The organism is Escherichia sp. WS2035 (assembly GCF_046487065.1).
Taxonomy (GTDB): Bacteria; Pseudomonadota; Gammaproteobacteria; order Enterobacterales; family Enterobacteriaceae; genus Escherichia; species Escherichia coli.
Genome location: NZ_JBJQKD010000001.1, coordinates 493,670 through 506,824, shown reverse-complemented (window position 1 = coordinate 506,824; position 13,155 = coordinate 493,670). Strand labels below are relative to the sequence as shown.

The 13,155-nt window shown below is 53.6% G+C and carries 13 protein-coding genes; 5 read left to right on the top strand and 8 right to left on the bottom strand.

Going from position 1 to position 13,155, the window contains the following annotated elements:
* The first annotated feature begins 36 nt into the window (after positions 1-36).
* Positions 37-1,083 (top strand): AbrB family transcriptional regulator, encoded by a 1,047-nt coding sequence (locus tag ACJHX4_RS02470; RefSeq protein WP_001144717.1) that lies wholly within the window; start codon positions 37-39, stop codon positions 1,081-1,083.
* Here ACJHX4_RS02470 and nei read toward each other — a convergent pair.
* From nei to ybgI, 5 genes are read right to left on the bottom strand one after another with little or no spacing between them, the layout of a single operon-like run.
* Positions 1,080-1,871: an endonuclease VIII gene (nei, locus tag ACJHX4_RS02465; protein ID WP_001531488.1), complete on the bottom strand. Its 792-nt coding sequence runs from the start codon at positions 1,869-1,871 to the stop codon at positions 1,080-1,082. The two genes, ACJHX4_RS02470 and nei, sit on opposite strands and share 4 nt — an antisense overlap.
* 35 nt (positions 1,872-1,906) lie before the next feature.
* Complete coding sequence (pxpA, locus tag ACJHX4_RS02460) at positions 1,907-2,641, bottom strand: 5-oxoprolinase subunit PxpA (RefSeq protein ID WP_000687120.1); 735 nt, start codon at positions 2,639-2,641, stop codon at positions 1,907-1,909.
* Positions 2,631-3,563 carry a 5-oxoprolinase subunit PxpC gene (pxpC, locus tag ACJHX4_RS02455; RefSeq protein WP_000912730.1) on the bottom strand — a complete coding sequence of 311 codons (933 nt, stop codon included), beginning with the start codon at positions 3,561-3,563 and terminating at the stop codon, positions 2,631-2,633. The genes pxpA and pxpC overlap by 11 nt, the downstream gene beginning before the upstream one ends.
* Entirely contained in the window at positions 3,557-4,213 is a 657-nt protein-coding gene (pxpB, locus tag ACJHX4_RS02450; RefSeq protein WP_001188329.1) for a 5-oxoprolinase subunit PxpB, read from the bottom strand. The genes pxpC and pxpB overlap by 7 nt, the downstream gene beginning before the upstream one ends.
* A 22-nt stretch (positions 4,214-4,235) precedes the next feature.
* Complete coding sequence (gene ybgI / locus ACJHX4_RS02445; RefSeq protein WP_000798857.1) at positions 4,236-4,979, bottom strand: radiation resistance protein YbgI; 744 nt, start codon at positions 4,977-4,979, stop codon at positions 4,236-4,238.
* Positions 4,980-5,249: 270 nt separating this feature from the next.
* Here ybgI and dtpD point away from each other — a divergent pair, with 270 nt between their 5' ends.
* Positions 5,250-6,731: a dipeptide permease DtpD gene (gene dtpD, locus ACJHX4_RS02440; protein WP_001032722.1), complete on the top strand. Its 1,482-nt coding sequence runs from the start codon at positions 5,250-5,252 to the stop codon at positions 6,729-6,731.
* A 41-nt stretch (positions 6,732-6,772) separates the two neighbouring features.
* Here dtpD and phrB read toward each other — a convergent pair whose 3' ends face one another.
* The 3 genes from phrB to ACJHX4_RS02425 form a co-directional block, all read right to left on the bottom strand.
* Positions 6,773-8,191, bottom strand: a complete 1,419-nt coding sequence (gene phrB, locus ACJHX4_RS02435; RefSeq protein WP_000207133.1) for a deoxyribodipyrimidine photo-lyase — start codon at positions 8,189-8,191, stop codon at positions 6,773-6,775.
* Complete coding sequence (locus tag ACJHX4_RS02430; RefSeq protein ID WP_001075784.1) at positions 8,188-8,697, bottom strand: YbgA family protein; 510 nt, start codon at positions 8,695-8,697, stop codon at positions 8,188-8,190. The genes phrB and ACJHX4_RS02430 overlap by 4 nt, the downstream gene beginning before the upstream one ends.
* Before the next feature lie 100 nt (positions 8,698-8,797).
* Positions 8,798-9,004: a YbfA family protein gene (locus ACJHX4_RS02425; protein WP_000424788.1), complete on the bottom strand. Its 207-nt coding sequence runs from the start codon at positions 9,002-9,004 to the stop codon at positions 8,798-8,800.
* Positions 9,005-9,316: 312 nt separating this feature from the next.
* Here ACJHX4_RS02425 and kdpF point away from each other — a divergent pair, with 312 nt between their 5' ends.
* From kdpF to kdpB, 3 genes are read left to right on the top strand one after another with little or no spacing between them, the layout of a single operon-like run.
* Positions 9,317-9,406 (top strand): K(+)-transporting ATPase subunit F, encoded by a 90-nt coding sequence (gene kdpF / locus ACJHX4_RS02420; protein WP_001272653.1) that lies wholly within the window; start codon positions 9,317-9,319, stop codon positions 9,404-9,406.
* Positions 9,406-11,079: a potassium-transporting ATPase subunit KdpA gene (kdpA, locus tag ACJHX4_RS02415; RefSeq protein ID WP_000741157.1), complete on the top strand. Its 1,674-nt coding sequence runs from the start codon at positions 9,406-9,408 to the stop codon at positions 11,077-11,079. Before kdpF ends, kdpA begins: the two co-directional genes overlap by 1 nt.
* A 22-nt stretch (positions 11,080-11,101) precedes the next feature.
* Positions 11,102-13,150 (top strand): potassium-transporting ATPase subunit KdpB, encoded by a 2,049-nt coding sequence (kdpB, locus tag ACJHX4_RS02410; RefSeq protein ID WP_000088001.1) that lies wholly within the window; start codon positions 11,102-11,104, stop codon positions 13,148-13,150.
* Positions 13,151-13,155: the final 5 nt, after the last annotated feature.

Here is a 13,155-nt window from a genome sequence, read left to right as displayed (position 1 = left end):
CGATACACCAAAGGTAAGTTAAACAGGGAGTGACGGATGCCAGTGCTACAGTGGGGAATGTTATGTGTTCTGTCACTTCTCCTTTCTATTGGCTTCCTCGCTTTACATCTCCCGGCGGCACTCCTGCTTGGCCCGATGATCGCGGGGATCATCTTCAGTATGCACGGAGTCACTCTGCAACTTCCCCGCTCCGCTTTTCTCGCTGCCCAAGCCATTCTTGGCTGCATGATTGCACAAAACCTCACTGGTTCGATTCTCACCACGCTGGCCGTCAACTGGCCGATCGTGCTTGCGATTTTACTGGTGACGCTGCTTTCCAGCGCCATCGTGGGTTGGTTATTGGTGCGCTATAGCTCACTGCCTGGGAATACCGGGGCCTGGGGTTCTTCTCCTGGCGGCGCGGCGGCAATGGTCGCAATGGCGCAAGATTACGGCGCAGATATTCGCCTGGTGGCGTTTATGCAATATCTGCGAGTGCTGTTCGTCGCAGGAGCCGCTGTTCTGGTCACCCGCATGATGCTGGGCGATAACGCTGAAGCGGTTAACCAGCAGATCGTCTGGTTCCCGCCAGTGAGCATTAATCTCCTGCTTACGATTTTGCTCGCGGTCGTTGCCGGTACGGCGGGATGCTTGCTACGTCTTCCTTCCGGCACGATGCTCATCCCGATGCTGGCGGGCGCAGTGCTCCAGTCTGGTCAGCTCATCACGATTGAACTCCCGGAATGGCTGCTGGCGATGGCATATATGGCAATTGGCTGGCGGATTGGTCTTGGTTTCGATAAGCAAATATTACTGCGGGCATTGCGCCCGCTACCGCAAATCCTGCTGTCGATTTTTGCTCTGCTGGCTATTTGTGCGGGCATGGCGTGGGGGCTGACCCGGTTTATGCATATTGATTTTATGACCGCCTACCTCGCCACCAGCCCCGGCGGGCTTGATACCGTGGCGGTCATCGCCGCAGGGAGCAATGCCGATATGGCGCTCATCATTGCGATGCAAACCCTGCGCCTGTTCAGTATTTTGCTGACGGGGCCTGCCATCGCACGGTTTATTTCAACCTATGCGCCGAAGCGTTCGGCCTAGTGCTGGCAGCCTGGGCACCAGTAAAACGGGCGCGATAACAGCGTGGTTTTCTCAATGATGCCGCCACAGCGTTCGCAAGGTTCGCCATCACGATGAAAAACCTTAAAGCGAAACAGCGCCCCATGATATTTGTTTTCATCCACCTGCCCCCGCGTAGCGTAAGAAAGTCGCGGAATATCCAGTAACGCGTGTGCGAGTGCATCCAGTTGCGGCGCATTGAGATCTTTCGCTTTATGATTTCCGGTCAACCCAACCTGCCAGAGGATCTCCACCCGCAAATAATTGCCAAGTCCTGCCAGAAACGCCTGATCGAGCAGTAATCCAGCAAACTGACGGTTACGAAAGCGCGGCGACAATAATCGTTCCTTTACCACCTCCGGCGTCAGATTCGGATCCAGCACATCGGGACCAACGCGTTGTAAAAACGGATGCGTGGTCAGTTGTTCCGGAGTCAACATCTCAATATCCGAGGCGCTATAAAGCAGAATGGTTTTGTCAGCCGTTTGCAGTTTTACCCGCAATACTCGCGTGGTCTGCGGCTCTTCGCCGGTATCAACCACGCGCCAGACGCCGTAAAGCTGATTATGGCTGTAGAGCGTTAAGTCGTTGGAAAAATGAGTTAACAACGCCTTACCACGCGTTTCCACATGGGTAACGTGTTGACCGATAAGTCGTGATTGATAAGATTTTAACTGCGGGAAGGCAAACCAGACATCAGTTAGTGGTTTGCCTTTGATCGCCGCCTCCAGGTTATCCGCTGCACGGCGGATCTCCGGGCCTTCAGGCATGGTGATATCCTTTTTTCATTCTTTATTAAGCGGGGTTATGCTGCGACAACAATCCCCTTTTCAGCAAATGTAGCTCGTAATCGGCGGGCGAACGCCAGTGCGTGCTCGCCATCGCCATGTAGGCAGACCGTTTGCGCCGTGACCATTGCCCATTCGCCGGTGATACTTTTGACTCTGCCGTGTTGCACCATCTCCAACGTTTGCGCCAGCGCCTGTTCTTCGTTTTCAATCAACGCGCCTGGCTGGCTTCGCGGCACCAGCGAACCGTCTGCCTGATAACCACGATCGGCAAACACTTCCTCGCGCGTTACCAGGCCATATCGTTCGCCTGCACGAATCAGCTCGCTTCCTGCCAGCCCGACGAGAATCAATGCCGGATCGCAAGCGTATACCGCTCTGGCGATAGCGTCTGCCAGTTGTGCCTCTTTCGCCGCCTGGTTGTATAACATGCCGTGCGGTTTGACATGACACATTACGCCGCCTTGCGCACGGGTAATCGCTGCCAGCGCGCCAATTTGATACAGCGTCTGGGCGAAAATGGTTTCTGGCGGCAGCTGCATGGCGCTGCGACCAAAATTTTCCCTGTCGGGAAAACTCGGGTGAGCGCCAATCGCGACACCATTTTTTATTGCTTCACGCACGCAAGCCTGCATGGTTTGCGCATCTCCTGCATGAAATCCACAGGCAATATTGGCAGAGGAAACCAGCGTTAATAGCTCTGCGTCGCTGGCGCAGCCTTCGCCCAGATCGGCGTTCAGGTCAATTTTCATTGTGCAGCCGCCACGCTAATTGTTCGAAATAACGTTGCTGATCTTGCCGCGCTTTCAGTGCCTCTTCCAGTGAACACTGGACAAAATGAATCGGCTGACCGAGCGGAATTTGCGCCAGATGGTACATATCAGCCTCAATGATACAGGCAATACGCGGGTAACCACCGGTGGTCTGTGCGTCGTTCATCAATACAATCGGCTGGCCGTTATGCGGCACCTGCACCACGCCCGGCAACAAACCGTGAGATAACAGTTCGCGATCGGTGGTGCGTTTTAAAATTTGCCCCTGTAAGCGATAGCCCATGCGGTTACTTTGCGGGCTAAGCTGCCAGGGCGAACGCCAGAATGCATCCTGCGAGGCGCGATCGAACTCATGATATTCCGGCCCCGGCAAGGCGCGAATGCGGTTGCCCCAGAGCAGCTGTTTAACGCCCTGCGCTTCCATAAAATCACGCTTCGCTTTGCCAATCGGGAGTCGGTCACCATCCCTCAGTAAACGGCCTTCCAGCCCGCCAATCCCCACTTTGAGATCGGTGCTGCATGATCCCATTACCGGCGGAACATCAATACCACCCGCGACCGCCAGATAACTGCGCATCCCGTGCTGCGGGCGTTTAAGCGTTAAACGCTGGCCTGCTTTCATCGGCAATCGCCAGCCGGTCCAGACGGCATTATCATCCAGCCGCGCTTCGCAACCGGCACCCGTCAGAGCAAACCACCCATCAGTTTCGAACTCAACCGTTAACTGACCGAGCGTGATCTCCAGCGCGGGGGCATTGGCGTCATTACCCACCAGCAGGTTAGCAATGCGTAACGCAGGCATATCCAGTGCGCCACAGTGGCTGATACCAGACTGACGAAAGCCGTGACGGCCGCCATCCTGCACGGTGGTGTACATGCCCGCACGAATAATCTTCAGCATACTCCCTCCTTCTGCGGTACAAAGCGCACGCTGTCTCCCGGACGTAATAAGATGGGTTCGTCACACGCCGGATCAAACAGGCTGAGTGAGGTATGACCAATCAACTGCCAGCCACCCGGCGTTGCCAGCGGATAAACACCGGTCTGCGGCCCGCCGATCCCGACAGAACCTGCCGGAACGTGCAAGCGCGGTTCAGCGCGCCGTGGCGTGTGTAGTTGTTCCGGCAAACTCCCGAGATACGGGAAGCCCGGTTGAAAACCTAAAAACCAGACCACGTATTCCACGGAGGAGTGCAATTCAACAACCTGTTTTTCGCTCAATCCACAATGCGCCGCGACCACCGCCAAATCCGGTCCGGCTGCGCCACCGTAAACTACCGGAATTTCAATAAAGCGAGACTCCGGCTCCAGCGCCTCACTCTCCTCCCACCAGCGTTGCAAACGCTCTATGGCATCCAGCGCCAGCGACTCAGGATTACGCAAAATCACTGTGATATTGTTCATGCCAGGAATGGCTTCAACCACATTCGGCATATCCACCAGACGCTGTGCCAGTCGCCAGATCCGTTTCTGGCTAGCCAGCGTCACCGGCGGTTCCAGTTCCAGTACTACCGCCGTTTCACCTATCAGATAACAACGCGCTCGTTGCACTTTCGATCCCTCTGATTATTCGTTATGCAGGATTAGGAATATCAATAAAGGTCACATCAAGATCGGTATTTTCATTCAGCCACTCGCTCAATGCGCGAATACCACCGCGTTCAGTGGCATGGTGACCCGCAGCATAAAAATGCAATCCCTGCTCGCGGGCTGAATGAATGGTCTGTTCAGAAACTTCGCCAGTAATAAAAGCATCCACGCCAAAACGCGCGGCGCTATCGATAAAACTTTGCCCACCCCCCGTGCACCAGGCGACGCGCTGGACCACCTCAGGTCCGGTATCGCCACACCATAACGGCTTACGTCCCAGACGCGCTTCAATCCAGGAGGCCAGTTCCAGTCCCGGCACAGGCATGGTCAGTTCGCCCCACGGCACCAACGGCTCAATTTCGCCCATGACCGTGATCCCCAGTAACGCCGCCAGCTGTGCGTTATTACCCAGCTCCGGATGCGCGTCCAGGGGCAGATGCCAGCCATACAGGTTGATATCATTCGCCAGCAACGTTTTTAAACGGTTACGCTTCATTCCGCGAATGACCGGAGATTCACCTTTCCAGAAGTAGCCATGATGCACAATGACCGCATCCGCGCCCAGACGCACTGCCTCATCGAGCAAAGCCTGGCTGGCAGTTACACCGGTAACAATTTTTTGCACCATCTCTTTGCCTTCCACCTGCAAACCATTCGGCGCGTAATCACTAATCGCCGCGCTGTTCAGTTTTTCGTTAATCAGTTGTTCCAGTTCGGTGTTTTTCATCTTCGCGCCTTCCGTATTCTGATAGCTACACCGTTAACATAGCGTTACCTCGCCTGTTCGTCGATAGCCAATCTTTTGACATATTAAGAAACAAACCCGACGCCAAAAGACGCAAATTGTTTATATCATCACGCTTCAGCTAATGTATATTTATGCAATCAGACAGCATATTGCATAAATAATCAGATCTGTATCAAAGTTTTAACTTTAAGGAAACACAAGCACGCCGCGCAACTATTACGTGACGTTGCAGTCAATTGTGGAATTATTATGAATAAACACGCATCACAACCGCGCGCTATTTACTATGTCGTTGCGCTGCAAATCTGGGAATATTTTAGCTTTTACGGCATGCGTGCCCTGCTGATCCTCTATCTCACCAATCAACTAAAATATAGCGATAATCACGCCTACGAGTTATTTAGCGCCTACTGTTCGCTGGTATATGTCACGCCAATCCTCGGTGGCTTTTTGGCGGATAAAGTTCTCGGCAATCGCATGGCGGTGATGCTGGGGGCGTTGTTGATGGCGATCGGTCATGTGGTGCTGGGTGCCAGTGAGATCCATCCGTCATTCCTCTATCTGTCCCTGGCGATTATCGTCTGCGGCTATGGTCTGTTTAAATCCAACGTCAGTTGCCTGCTCGGTGAGCTGTATGAGCCAACCGATCCACGTCGTGATGGCGGTTTCTCGCTGATGTATGCGGCGGGTAACGTGGGGTCTATTATCGCACCTATCGCCTGTGGTTTCGCCCAGGAAGAGTACAGTTGGGCGATGGGCTTTGGCCTGGCAGCGGTGGGTATGATCGCGGGTCTGGTCATTTTCTTATGTGGCAATCGTCATTTCACACATACCCGCGGCGTTAACAAAAAGGTACTGCGTGCGACAAACTTTCTCCTGCCCAACTGGGGATGGCTACTGGTTCTGCTGGTGGCAACGCCTGCGCTGATTACCGTGTTGTTCTGGAAAGAGTGGTCGGTATACGCCTTGATTGTCGCGACGATCATTGGCCTTGGGGTTCTGGCAAAAATTTATCGCAAAGCAGAAAACCAAAAACAGCGTAAGGAGCTGGGGCTGATTGTTACCCTCACCTTCTTCAGCATGTTGTTCTGGGCATTCGCACAACAGGGGGGTAGCTCGATTAGCCTTTATATCGACCGCTTCGTTAACCGCGATATGTTTGGTTATACCGTTCCGACTGCTATGTTCCAGTCGATTAATGCCTTCGCAGTTATGCTGTGCGGTGTGTTCCTGGCGTGGGTGGTTAAAGAAAGCGTCGCAGGTAATCGTACCGTGCGCATCTGGGGAAAATTTGCTCTTGGCCTTGGCCTGATGAGCGCCGGATTCTGCATTCTGACCTTAAGCGCCCGCTGGTCCGCAATGTATGGTCACTCTTCTCTGCCACTGATGGTGTTAGGCCTGGCGGTGATGGGCTTTGCGGAACTGTTTATCGACCCGGTTGCTATGTCGCAGATTACGCGCATTGAAATCCCCGGCGTGACCGGCGTATTAACCGGCATTTATATGCTGCTTTCCGGCGCGATTGCGAACTATCTGGCGGGCGTGATTGCCGATCAGACATCGCAGGCTTCGTTTGATGCTTCCGGGGCGATCAACTACTCCATCAATGCATATATTGAAGTATTTGATCAAATTACCTGGGGCGCACTGGCGTGTGTAGGACTGGTACTGATGATTTGGCTGTATCAGGCGCTTAAGTTCAGAAACCGCGCGCTGGCGCTGGAGTCTTAATAAGCCAGCACCATGCCTGATAAAACGCTCGCTGCGTTTTATCAGGCTCCTTTCCTCGCTTCTTCGTACGCTGCCAGCGTTCGCAGCCTTGCCTCTTTGTGATCGACTATCGGTTGCGGATAATCCAACGTCACACCTGTTTTCTCTGCCCACTTCCACGGCTCATGCACCGCTTTCCCCGGTACATCGCGCAGCTCCGGTAGCCACTGGCGGATAAATTCGCCTTCGCGGTCAAATTTCTCGCCCTGAGTTGTCGGGTTGAAAATACGAAAATACGGCGCTGCATCAGTACCCGTAGAAGCGGCCCACTGCCAGCCACCGTTATTAGCTGCCAAATCACCATCAATCAGCTGCGACATGAAATATCGCTCGCCTTCGCGCCAGTCGATCAACAAATCTTTCACCAGAAAACTGGCTGTAATCATCCGTAGCCGGTTATGCATCCAGCCAGTGCTGTTAAGCTGACGCATGGCAGCATCGACAATCGGGTATCCCGTTTTGCCTTCCTGCCAGGCCTTTAAATGGGCGGGATTACTTTGCCACTGTACACGATCCGTCCAGGCAATAAACGGACGATGTTTACACAGCGAAGGATAATACGTCATCAAATGGCGGTAGAACTCGCGCCAGATCAGCTCACTAAGCCAGACACTACCGGCTCCACCGTCCAGCGCCTGCGGCTGTTCCGCCAACAAGCGATGCAAACACTGGCGAGGCGATAACCCGCCCGTTGCCAGGCTGGCGGACAAACGACTGGTGCCTTCTACTGCCGGAAAATCTCGTTGTTGCTCATACTCTCCGGCACCGTTCTGGCAAAACTGGCGTAATTGCGCAATCGCCGCTTTTTCTTCCACCGGGAAATGCGCAGTATCGAAAGACTGACGAGGATAATTCAGCGTAATGGATGGCGCGGGATCTATCGCTCCACTACTACGTACTTTTGGCGCAGCGACGCACTCCGGCATCCCTTCCCGCAGCCGTTTCAGCCAGGCATTCTTAAAAGGCGTAAAGACTTTGTACATCTCATGATTGCCAGTCATCACCGCCCCCGGCGGCAGGATCACGCTGTCATCAAATCCTTCACACACCACGTTACGCAGCGCTCTTTCAACTTCCACATCCCGCGCCCGCTCATTTACCTCATACTGATAGTTATAAAAAAGATGAGTAACGCGGTTTTCCGCGCACACCTGTTTAACTATTTCGACGCTGGCGGCAAAGTCATCCACTTCACGGAACAATAAAGGAATACCTTTTTCCGCCAGCGCGTTTTGCAGCGCATTAAGTTGTGTATTGATAAGTTCAGCCTGACGCGGCGACACATTATGCGCCGCCCACTGGCGTGGGGTAGCGATATACAACGCCAGCACGCGTGCAGACGAATTGCGGCAGGCGGCAGCCAGTGCGAGATTATCGTGCAGACGTAAATCCTGGCGAAACCAGACCAGATGGGTAGTCATAAAACTCCTGCATGGCGCAAGTTAATCACACGCGGCCAAAGTTCGAAATAACGCTGCCCTGAAAGCCAGGCGTCAGGATAAAGCGCCATATAGTGTTTGATACGCATCAGCGGCGCAAGAAGCGATTGCTCGCCACGGCGATAACTGTCGATAAGCGCCGCCAGCTGCTGGCGTTCTGTGGAATCAATATGTGGGCGAAAATATCCCTGAACGTGCATCAAAACGTTAGTATGATCACGCCGGTTGGCAGGGTGAGAAAGCAAAACAATCACGCGTTGGCGGTACTGGTTGTAATAGTCATCCAGACTTTGCCACCGGTGAATATCAGCCACAAACGGGCCAAGTTTGCGGTACTCCGGCTGAGAATGCGCCAGAAAGACGAGTTTATAGCGGCTGTGATAATCGAGAAGCGCCCCGCGCGTTAGTCCTCGATCTTTGAGATTGTGTAACTCATGCAAAGCAAAAATGCGGATAAGGGTGCTGTCATCAAAAAGTTGTTGATTCATTACTGCTCCTGAACGGTTTACAGGAGTAAGTGTAGACGCCGAAAAAAGAAAACCGCCAGCGTTTCCACCGGCGGTTTTCTTTAAACGTCATGTTTGGCAATCAGTAAAAATCACCGGTTGCCTTTTCGGCCTGATCCATCCACACCGGTTTATCGCTGGTTTTCGACCAGACGCGGTGCAGGTAGCTATAAAAGCGGGCGCGGTCTTTCCAGAAAAGCATGAAAGGCAGCGCCAGAACGCCCGCTGCAACCGCACAAGTACGGCGTAAAAAGATAAGCCATGCAGGATATTCTTTGTAGAGTTCCATACTTTTCTCCCCCTTTTGTATCTACCCGGTGAATAGCACCGGAAAAATGAATTCGTTTATCTGATGAAAATAGTACCGCTGTTTGTGTAATTTTACTACTCATCCGACCACTTATTTTTGCTTATTGATGGTTTATTTATATTCACCGTGTAATTAAGTTACATAAAAGTTAAATTAATACTAAACATTAGTTAAATCATTGCTTTTGCCATTTTTATACTTTTTTTACACCACGCCCGCAGATTTTTGCGAAATCTTTGCAGCCAGAACTCTACCCTTCCGGTATCACTTTTAGGCCACTGGAGGTGCACTGTGAGTGCAGGCGTGATAACCGGCGTGTTGCTGGTGTTTTTATTACTGGGTTATCTGGTTTATGCCCTGATCAATGCGGAGGCATTCTGATGGCTGCGCAAGGGTTCTTACTGATTGCCACGTTTTTACTGGTATTAATGGTGCTGGCGCGTCCCTTAGGTAGCGGGCTGGCGCGGCTGATTAATGATATTCCTCTTCCTGGTACGACGGGCGTTGAACGCGTACTCTTTAGCGCGCTTGGCGTCTCTGACCGCGAGATGAACTGGAAGCAGTATCTCTCAGCCATTCTTGGCCTGAATATACTGGGGCTGGCGGTGCTGTTTTTTATGTTGCTCGGTCAGCACTATCTGCCGCTTAATCCACAGCAGTTGCCAGGGCTGTCGTGGGATCTGGCGCTCAATACCGCCGTCAGCTTTGTCACCAATACCAACTGGCAATCTTATAGCGGTGAAACCACGTTGAGCTATTTCAGCCAGATGGCGGGCTTAACGGTACAAAACTTTCTTTCTGCCGCCAGCGGGATTGCGGTGATTTTTGCCCTCATTCGTGCATTTACCCGCCAGAGCATGAGCACACTCGGGAATGCCTGGGTCGATCTGCTACGCATCACGTTATGGGTGCTAGTCCCTGTGGCGTTGTTGATCGCACTGTTTTTTATTCAACAAGGTGCGCTGCAAAACTTTCTGCCCTATCAGGCGGTGAATACCGTTGAAGGAGCACAACAGCTGTTACCCATGGGGCCAGTAGCTTCTCAGGAAGCGATCAAAATGCTCGGAACTAACGGCGGTGGCTTTTTTAATGCCAACTCGTCGCATCCGTTTGAAAACCCAACCGCACTGACCAACTTCGTGCAAATGCTGGCGATTTTCTTGATCCCAACAGCGCTGTGCTTTGCCTTTGGTGAAGTGGCGGGCGATCGTCGCCAGGGGCGCATGTTGCTGTGGGCGATGTCGGTGATTTTTGTCATCTGCGTAGGCGTAGTGATGTGGGCAGAAGTTCAGGGTAATCCTCATCTGCTGGCGCTCGGCGCGGACAGCAGCATCAATATGGAAGGTAAAGAGAGCCGTTTCGGCGTGCTGGTCAGTAGCCTGTTTGCGGTCGTGACTACGGCGGCTTCCTGCGGCGCGGTGATTGCGATGCATGATTCGTTTACCGCTCTTGGTGGCATGGTGCCGATGTGGTTGATGCAAATTGGTGAAGTGGTATTCGGCGGCGTCGGTTCCGGCCTTTACGGCATGATGCTGTTTGTCCTGCTGGCGGTGTTTATTGCCGGGCTGATGATTGGTCGTACACCGGAATATCTGGGTAAAAAAATCGACGTACGCGAGATGAAACTGACTGCACTGGCGATTCTGGTCACCCCGACGCTGGTGCTGATGGGCGCGGCGCTGGCAATGATGACCGACGCCGGACGTAGCGCCATGCTCAACCCTGGCCCGCATGGTTTTAGCGAAGTGCTGTACGCCGTGTCATCCGCCGCTAACAACAACGGCAGCGCCTTTGCCGGATTAAGCGCCAACTCTCCATTCTGGAACTGTTTACTGGCGTTGTGCATGTTTGTCGGGCGCTTCGGGGTGATTATCCCGGTGATGGCAATTGCCGGTTCGCTGGTGAGTAAAAAGAGCCAACCCGCCAGCTCCGGCACATTGCCAACGCACGGCCCGCTGTTTGTTGGCCTGTTAATCGGCACCGTGTTGCTGGTTGGCGCACTGACCTTTATCCCTGCCCTGGCGCTTGGTCCGGTGGCGGAATATCTCTCCTGATGATATTGAGTGAGCACTGAATATGAGTCGTAAACAACTGGCGCTATTCGAACCAACACTTGTCGTTCAGGCGCTGAAAGAAGCGGTGAAAAAATTAAACCCGCAGGCGCAATGGCGCAATCCGGTGATGTTTATCGTCTGGATCGGCAGTCTGCTGACCACCTGTATTAGCATCGCGATGGCAAGCGGTGTGATGCCTGGTAATGCGCTGTTTAGCGCGGCAATTAGCGGCTGGCTGTGGGTCACCGTACTGTTCGCTAATTTCGCCGAGGCGTTGGCAGAAGGCCGCAGTAAAGCGCAGGCCAACAGTCTGAAAGGGGTGAAAAAAACCGCTTTTGCTCGCAAGCTGCGCGAACCGAAATATGGCGCTGTGGCAGACAAAGTTCCTGCCGATCAACTGCGTAAAGGCGATATCGTACTGGTAGAAGCTGGCGATATTATCCCCTGCGATGGTGAAGTCATTGAAGGCGGCGCATCGGTCGATGAAAGCGCCATCACCGGGGAATCGGCTCCGGTGATCCGTGAATCCGGCGGTGATTTTGCCTCCGTCACTGGCGGCACGCGTATTCTTTCTGACTGGCTGGTGATTGAGTGCAGCGTTAACCCCGGCGAGACATTTCTGGATCGGATGATCGCGATGGTGGAAGGTGCGCAGCGACGTAAAACGCCGAACGAGATTGCCCTGACCATTCTCCTGATTGCCCTGACTATCGTCTTTTTACTGGCAACCGCCACGCTGTGGCCGTTTTCCGCGTGGGGCGGTAATGCAGTCAGCGTAACGGTACTGGTGGCACTGCTGGTCTGTCTGATCCCAACCACTATTGGCGGCCTGTTGTCAGCGATTGGCGTCGCCGGGATGAGTCGGATGCTGGGCGCGAATGTTATTGCCACCAGCGGGCGTGCAGTTGAAGCGGCGGGCGACGTGGACGTCCTGCTGCTGGATAAAACCGGCACCATCACACTCGGTAACCGTCAGGCGTCGGAGTTTATCCCTGCGCAGGGCGTGGATGAAAAAACGCTGGCTGACGCCGCACAACTGGCTTCGCTGGCTGATGAAACGCCGGAAGGCCGCAGTATTGTGATCCTCGCCAAGCAGCGTTTTAACCTGCGCGAGCGCGATGTGCAGTCGCTCCATGCCACCTTTGTACCGTTTACTGCGCAAAGCCGGATGAGCGGGATCAACATCGACAACCGCATGATCCGTAAAGGTTCTGTCGATGCCATTCGCCGCCATGTTGAGGCTAACGGCGGTCACTTCCCTGCCGATGTTGATCAAAAAGTCGATCAAGTTGCGCGTCAGGGAGCCACGCCGCTGGTGGTGGTGGAAGGTTCTCGTGTGCTGGGCGTTATTGCGCTGAAAGATATCGTCAAAGGCGGTATTAAAGAGCGCTTCGCCCAGCTGCGTAAAATGGGCATTAAAACGGTGATGATTACCGGCGATAACCGTCTGACTGCCGCCGCGATTGCCGCGGAAGCGGGCGTCGATGATTTTCTCGCCGAAGCAACACCGGAGGCCAAGCTGGCGTTGATTCGTCAGTATCAGGCAGAAGGCCGTTTAGTGGCGATGACCGGCGATGGCACCAACGATGCTCCGGCGCTGGCGCAGGCGGATGTCGCGGTGGCGATGAACTCCGGCACCCAGGCGGCGAAAGAAGCAGGCAATATGGTGGATCTCGACTCCAACCCGACCAAGTTGATCGAGGTGGTGCACATTGGCAAACAGATGCTGATGACCCGTGGCTCGTTGACCACCTTCAGCATTGCCAACGATGTGGCGAAATACTTCGCCATTATTCCAGCGGCGTTCGCGGCAACGTATCCGCAGTTAAATGCGCTGAACATCATGCGCCTGCATTCGCCCGACTCCGCCATTCTCAGTGCGGTCATTTTCAACGCCTTGATTATCGTCTTTTTGATTCCCCTGGCGTTAAAAGGCGTGAGTTATAAACCGCTTACCGCTTCTGCCATGTTGCGCCGTAACTTATGGATTTACGGTCTGGGTGGGCTGCTGGTGCCGTTTATTGGTATCAAAGTCATTGATTTACTGCTAACCGTTTGCGGTCTGGTGTGAGGTTT

Excerpts from the sequence above, each read along its gene's own strand:
- ACJHX4_RS02470 (WP_001144717.1), top strand. The coding sequence starts at position 37 with ATGCCAGTGCTACAGTGGGGAATGTTATGTGTTCTGTCACTTCTCCTT.
- nei (WP_001531488.1), bottom strand. The coding sequence starts at position 1,871 with ATGCCTGAAGGCCCGGAGATCCGCCGTGCAGCGGATAACCTGGAGGCG.
- pxpA (WP_000687120.1), bottom strand. The coding sequence starts at position 2,641 with ATGAAAATTGACCTGAACGCCGATCTGGGCGAAGGCTGCGCCAGCGAC.
- pxpC (WP_000912730.1), bottom strand. The coding sequence starts at position 3,563 with ATGCTGAAGATTATTCGTGCGGGCATGTACACCACCGTGCAGGATGGC.
- ybgI (WP_000798857.1), bottom strand. The coding sequence starts at position 4,979 with ATGAAAAACACCGAACTGGAACAACTGATTAACGAAAAACTGAACAGC.
- dtpD (WP_001032722.1), top strand. The coding sequence starts at position 5,250 with ATGAATAAACACGCATCACAACCGCGCGCTATTTACTATGTCGTTGCG.
- phrB (WP_000207133.1), bottom strand. The coding sequence starts at position 8,191 with ATGACTACCCATCTGGTCTGGTTTCGCCAGGATTTACGTCTGCACGAT.
- ACJHX4_RS02430 (WP_001075784.1), bottom strand. The coding sequence starts at position 8,697 with ATGAATCAACAACTTTTTGATGACAGCACCCTTATCCGCATTTTTGCT.
- ACJHX4_RS02425 (WP_000424788.1), bottom strand. The coding sequence starts at position 9,004 with ATGGAACTCTACAAAGAATATCCTGCATGGCTTATCTTTTTACGCCGT.
- kdpA (WP_000741157.1), top strand. The coding sequence starts at position 9,406 with ATGGCTGCGCAAGGGTTCTTACTGATTGCCACGTTTTTACTGGTATTA.
- kdpB (WP_000088001.1), top strand. The coding sequence starts at position 11,102 with ATGAGTCGTAAACAACTGGCGCTATTCGAACCAACACTTGTCGTTCAG.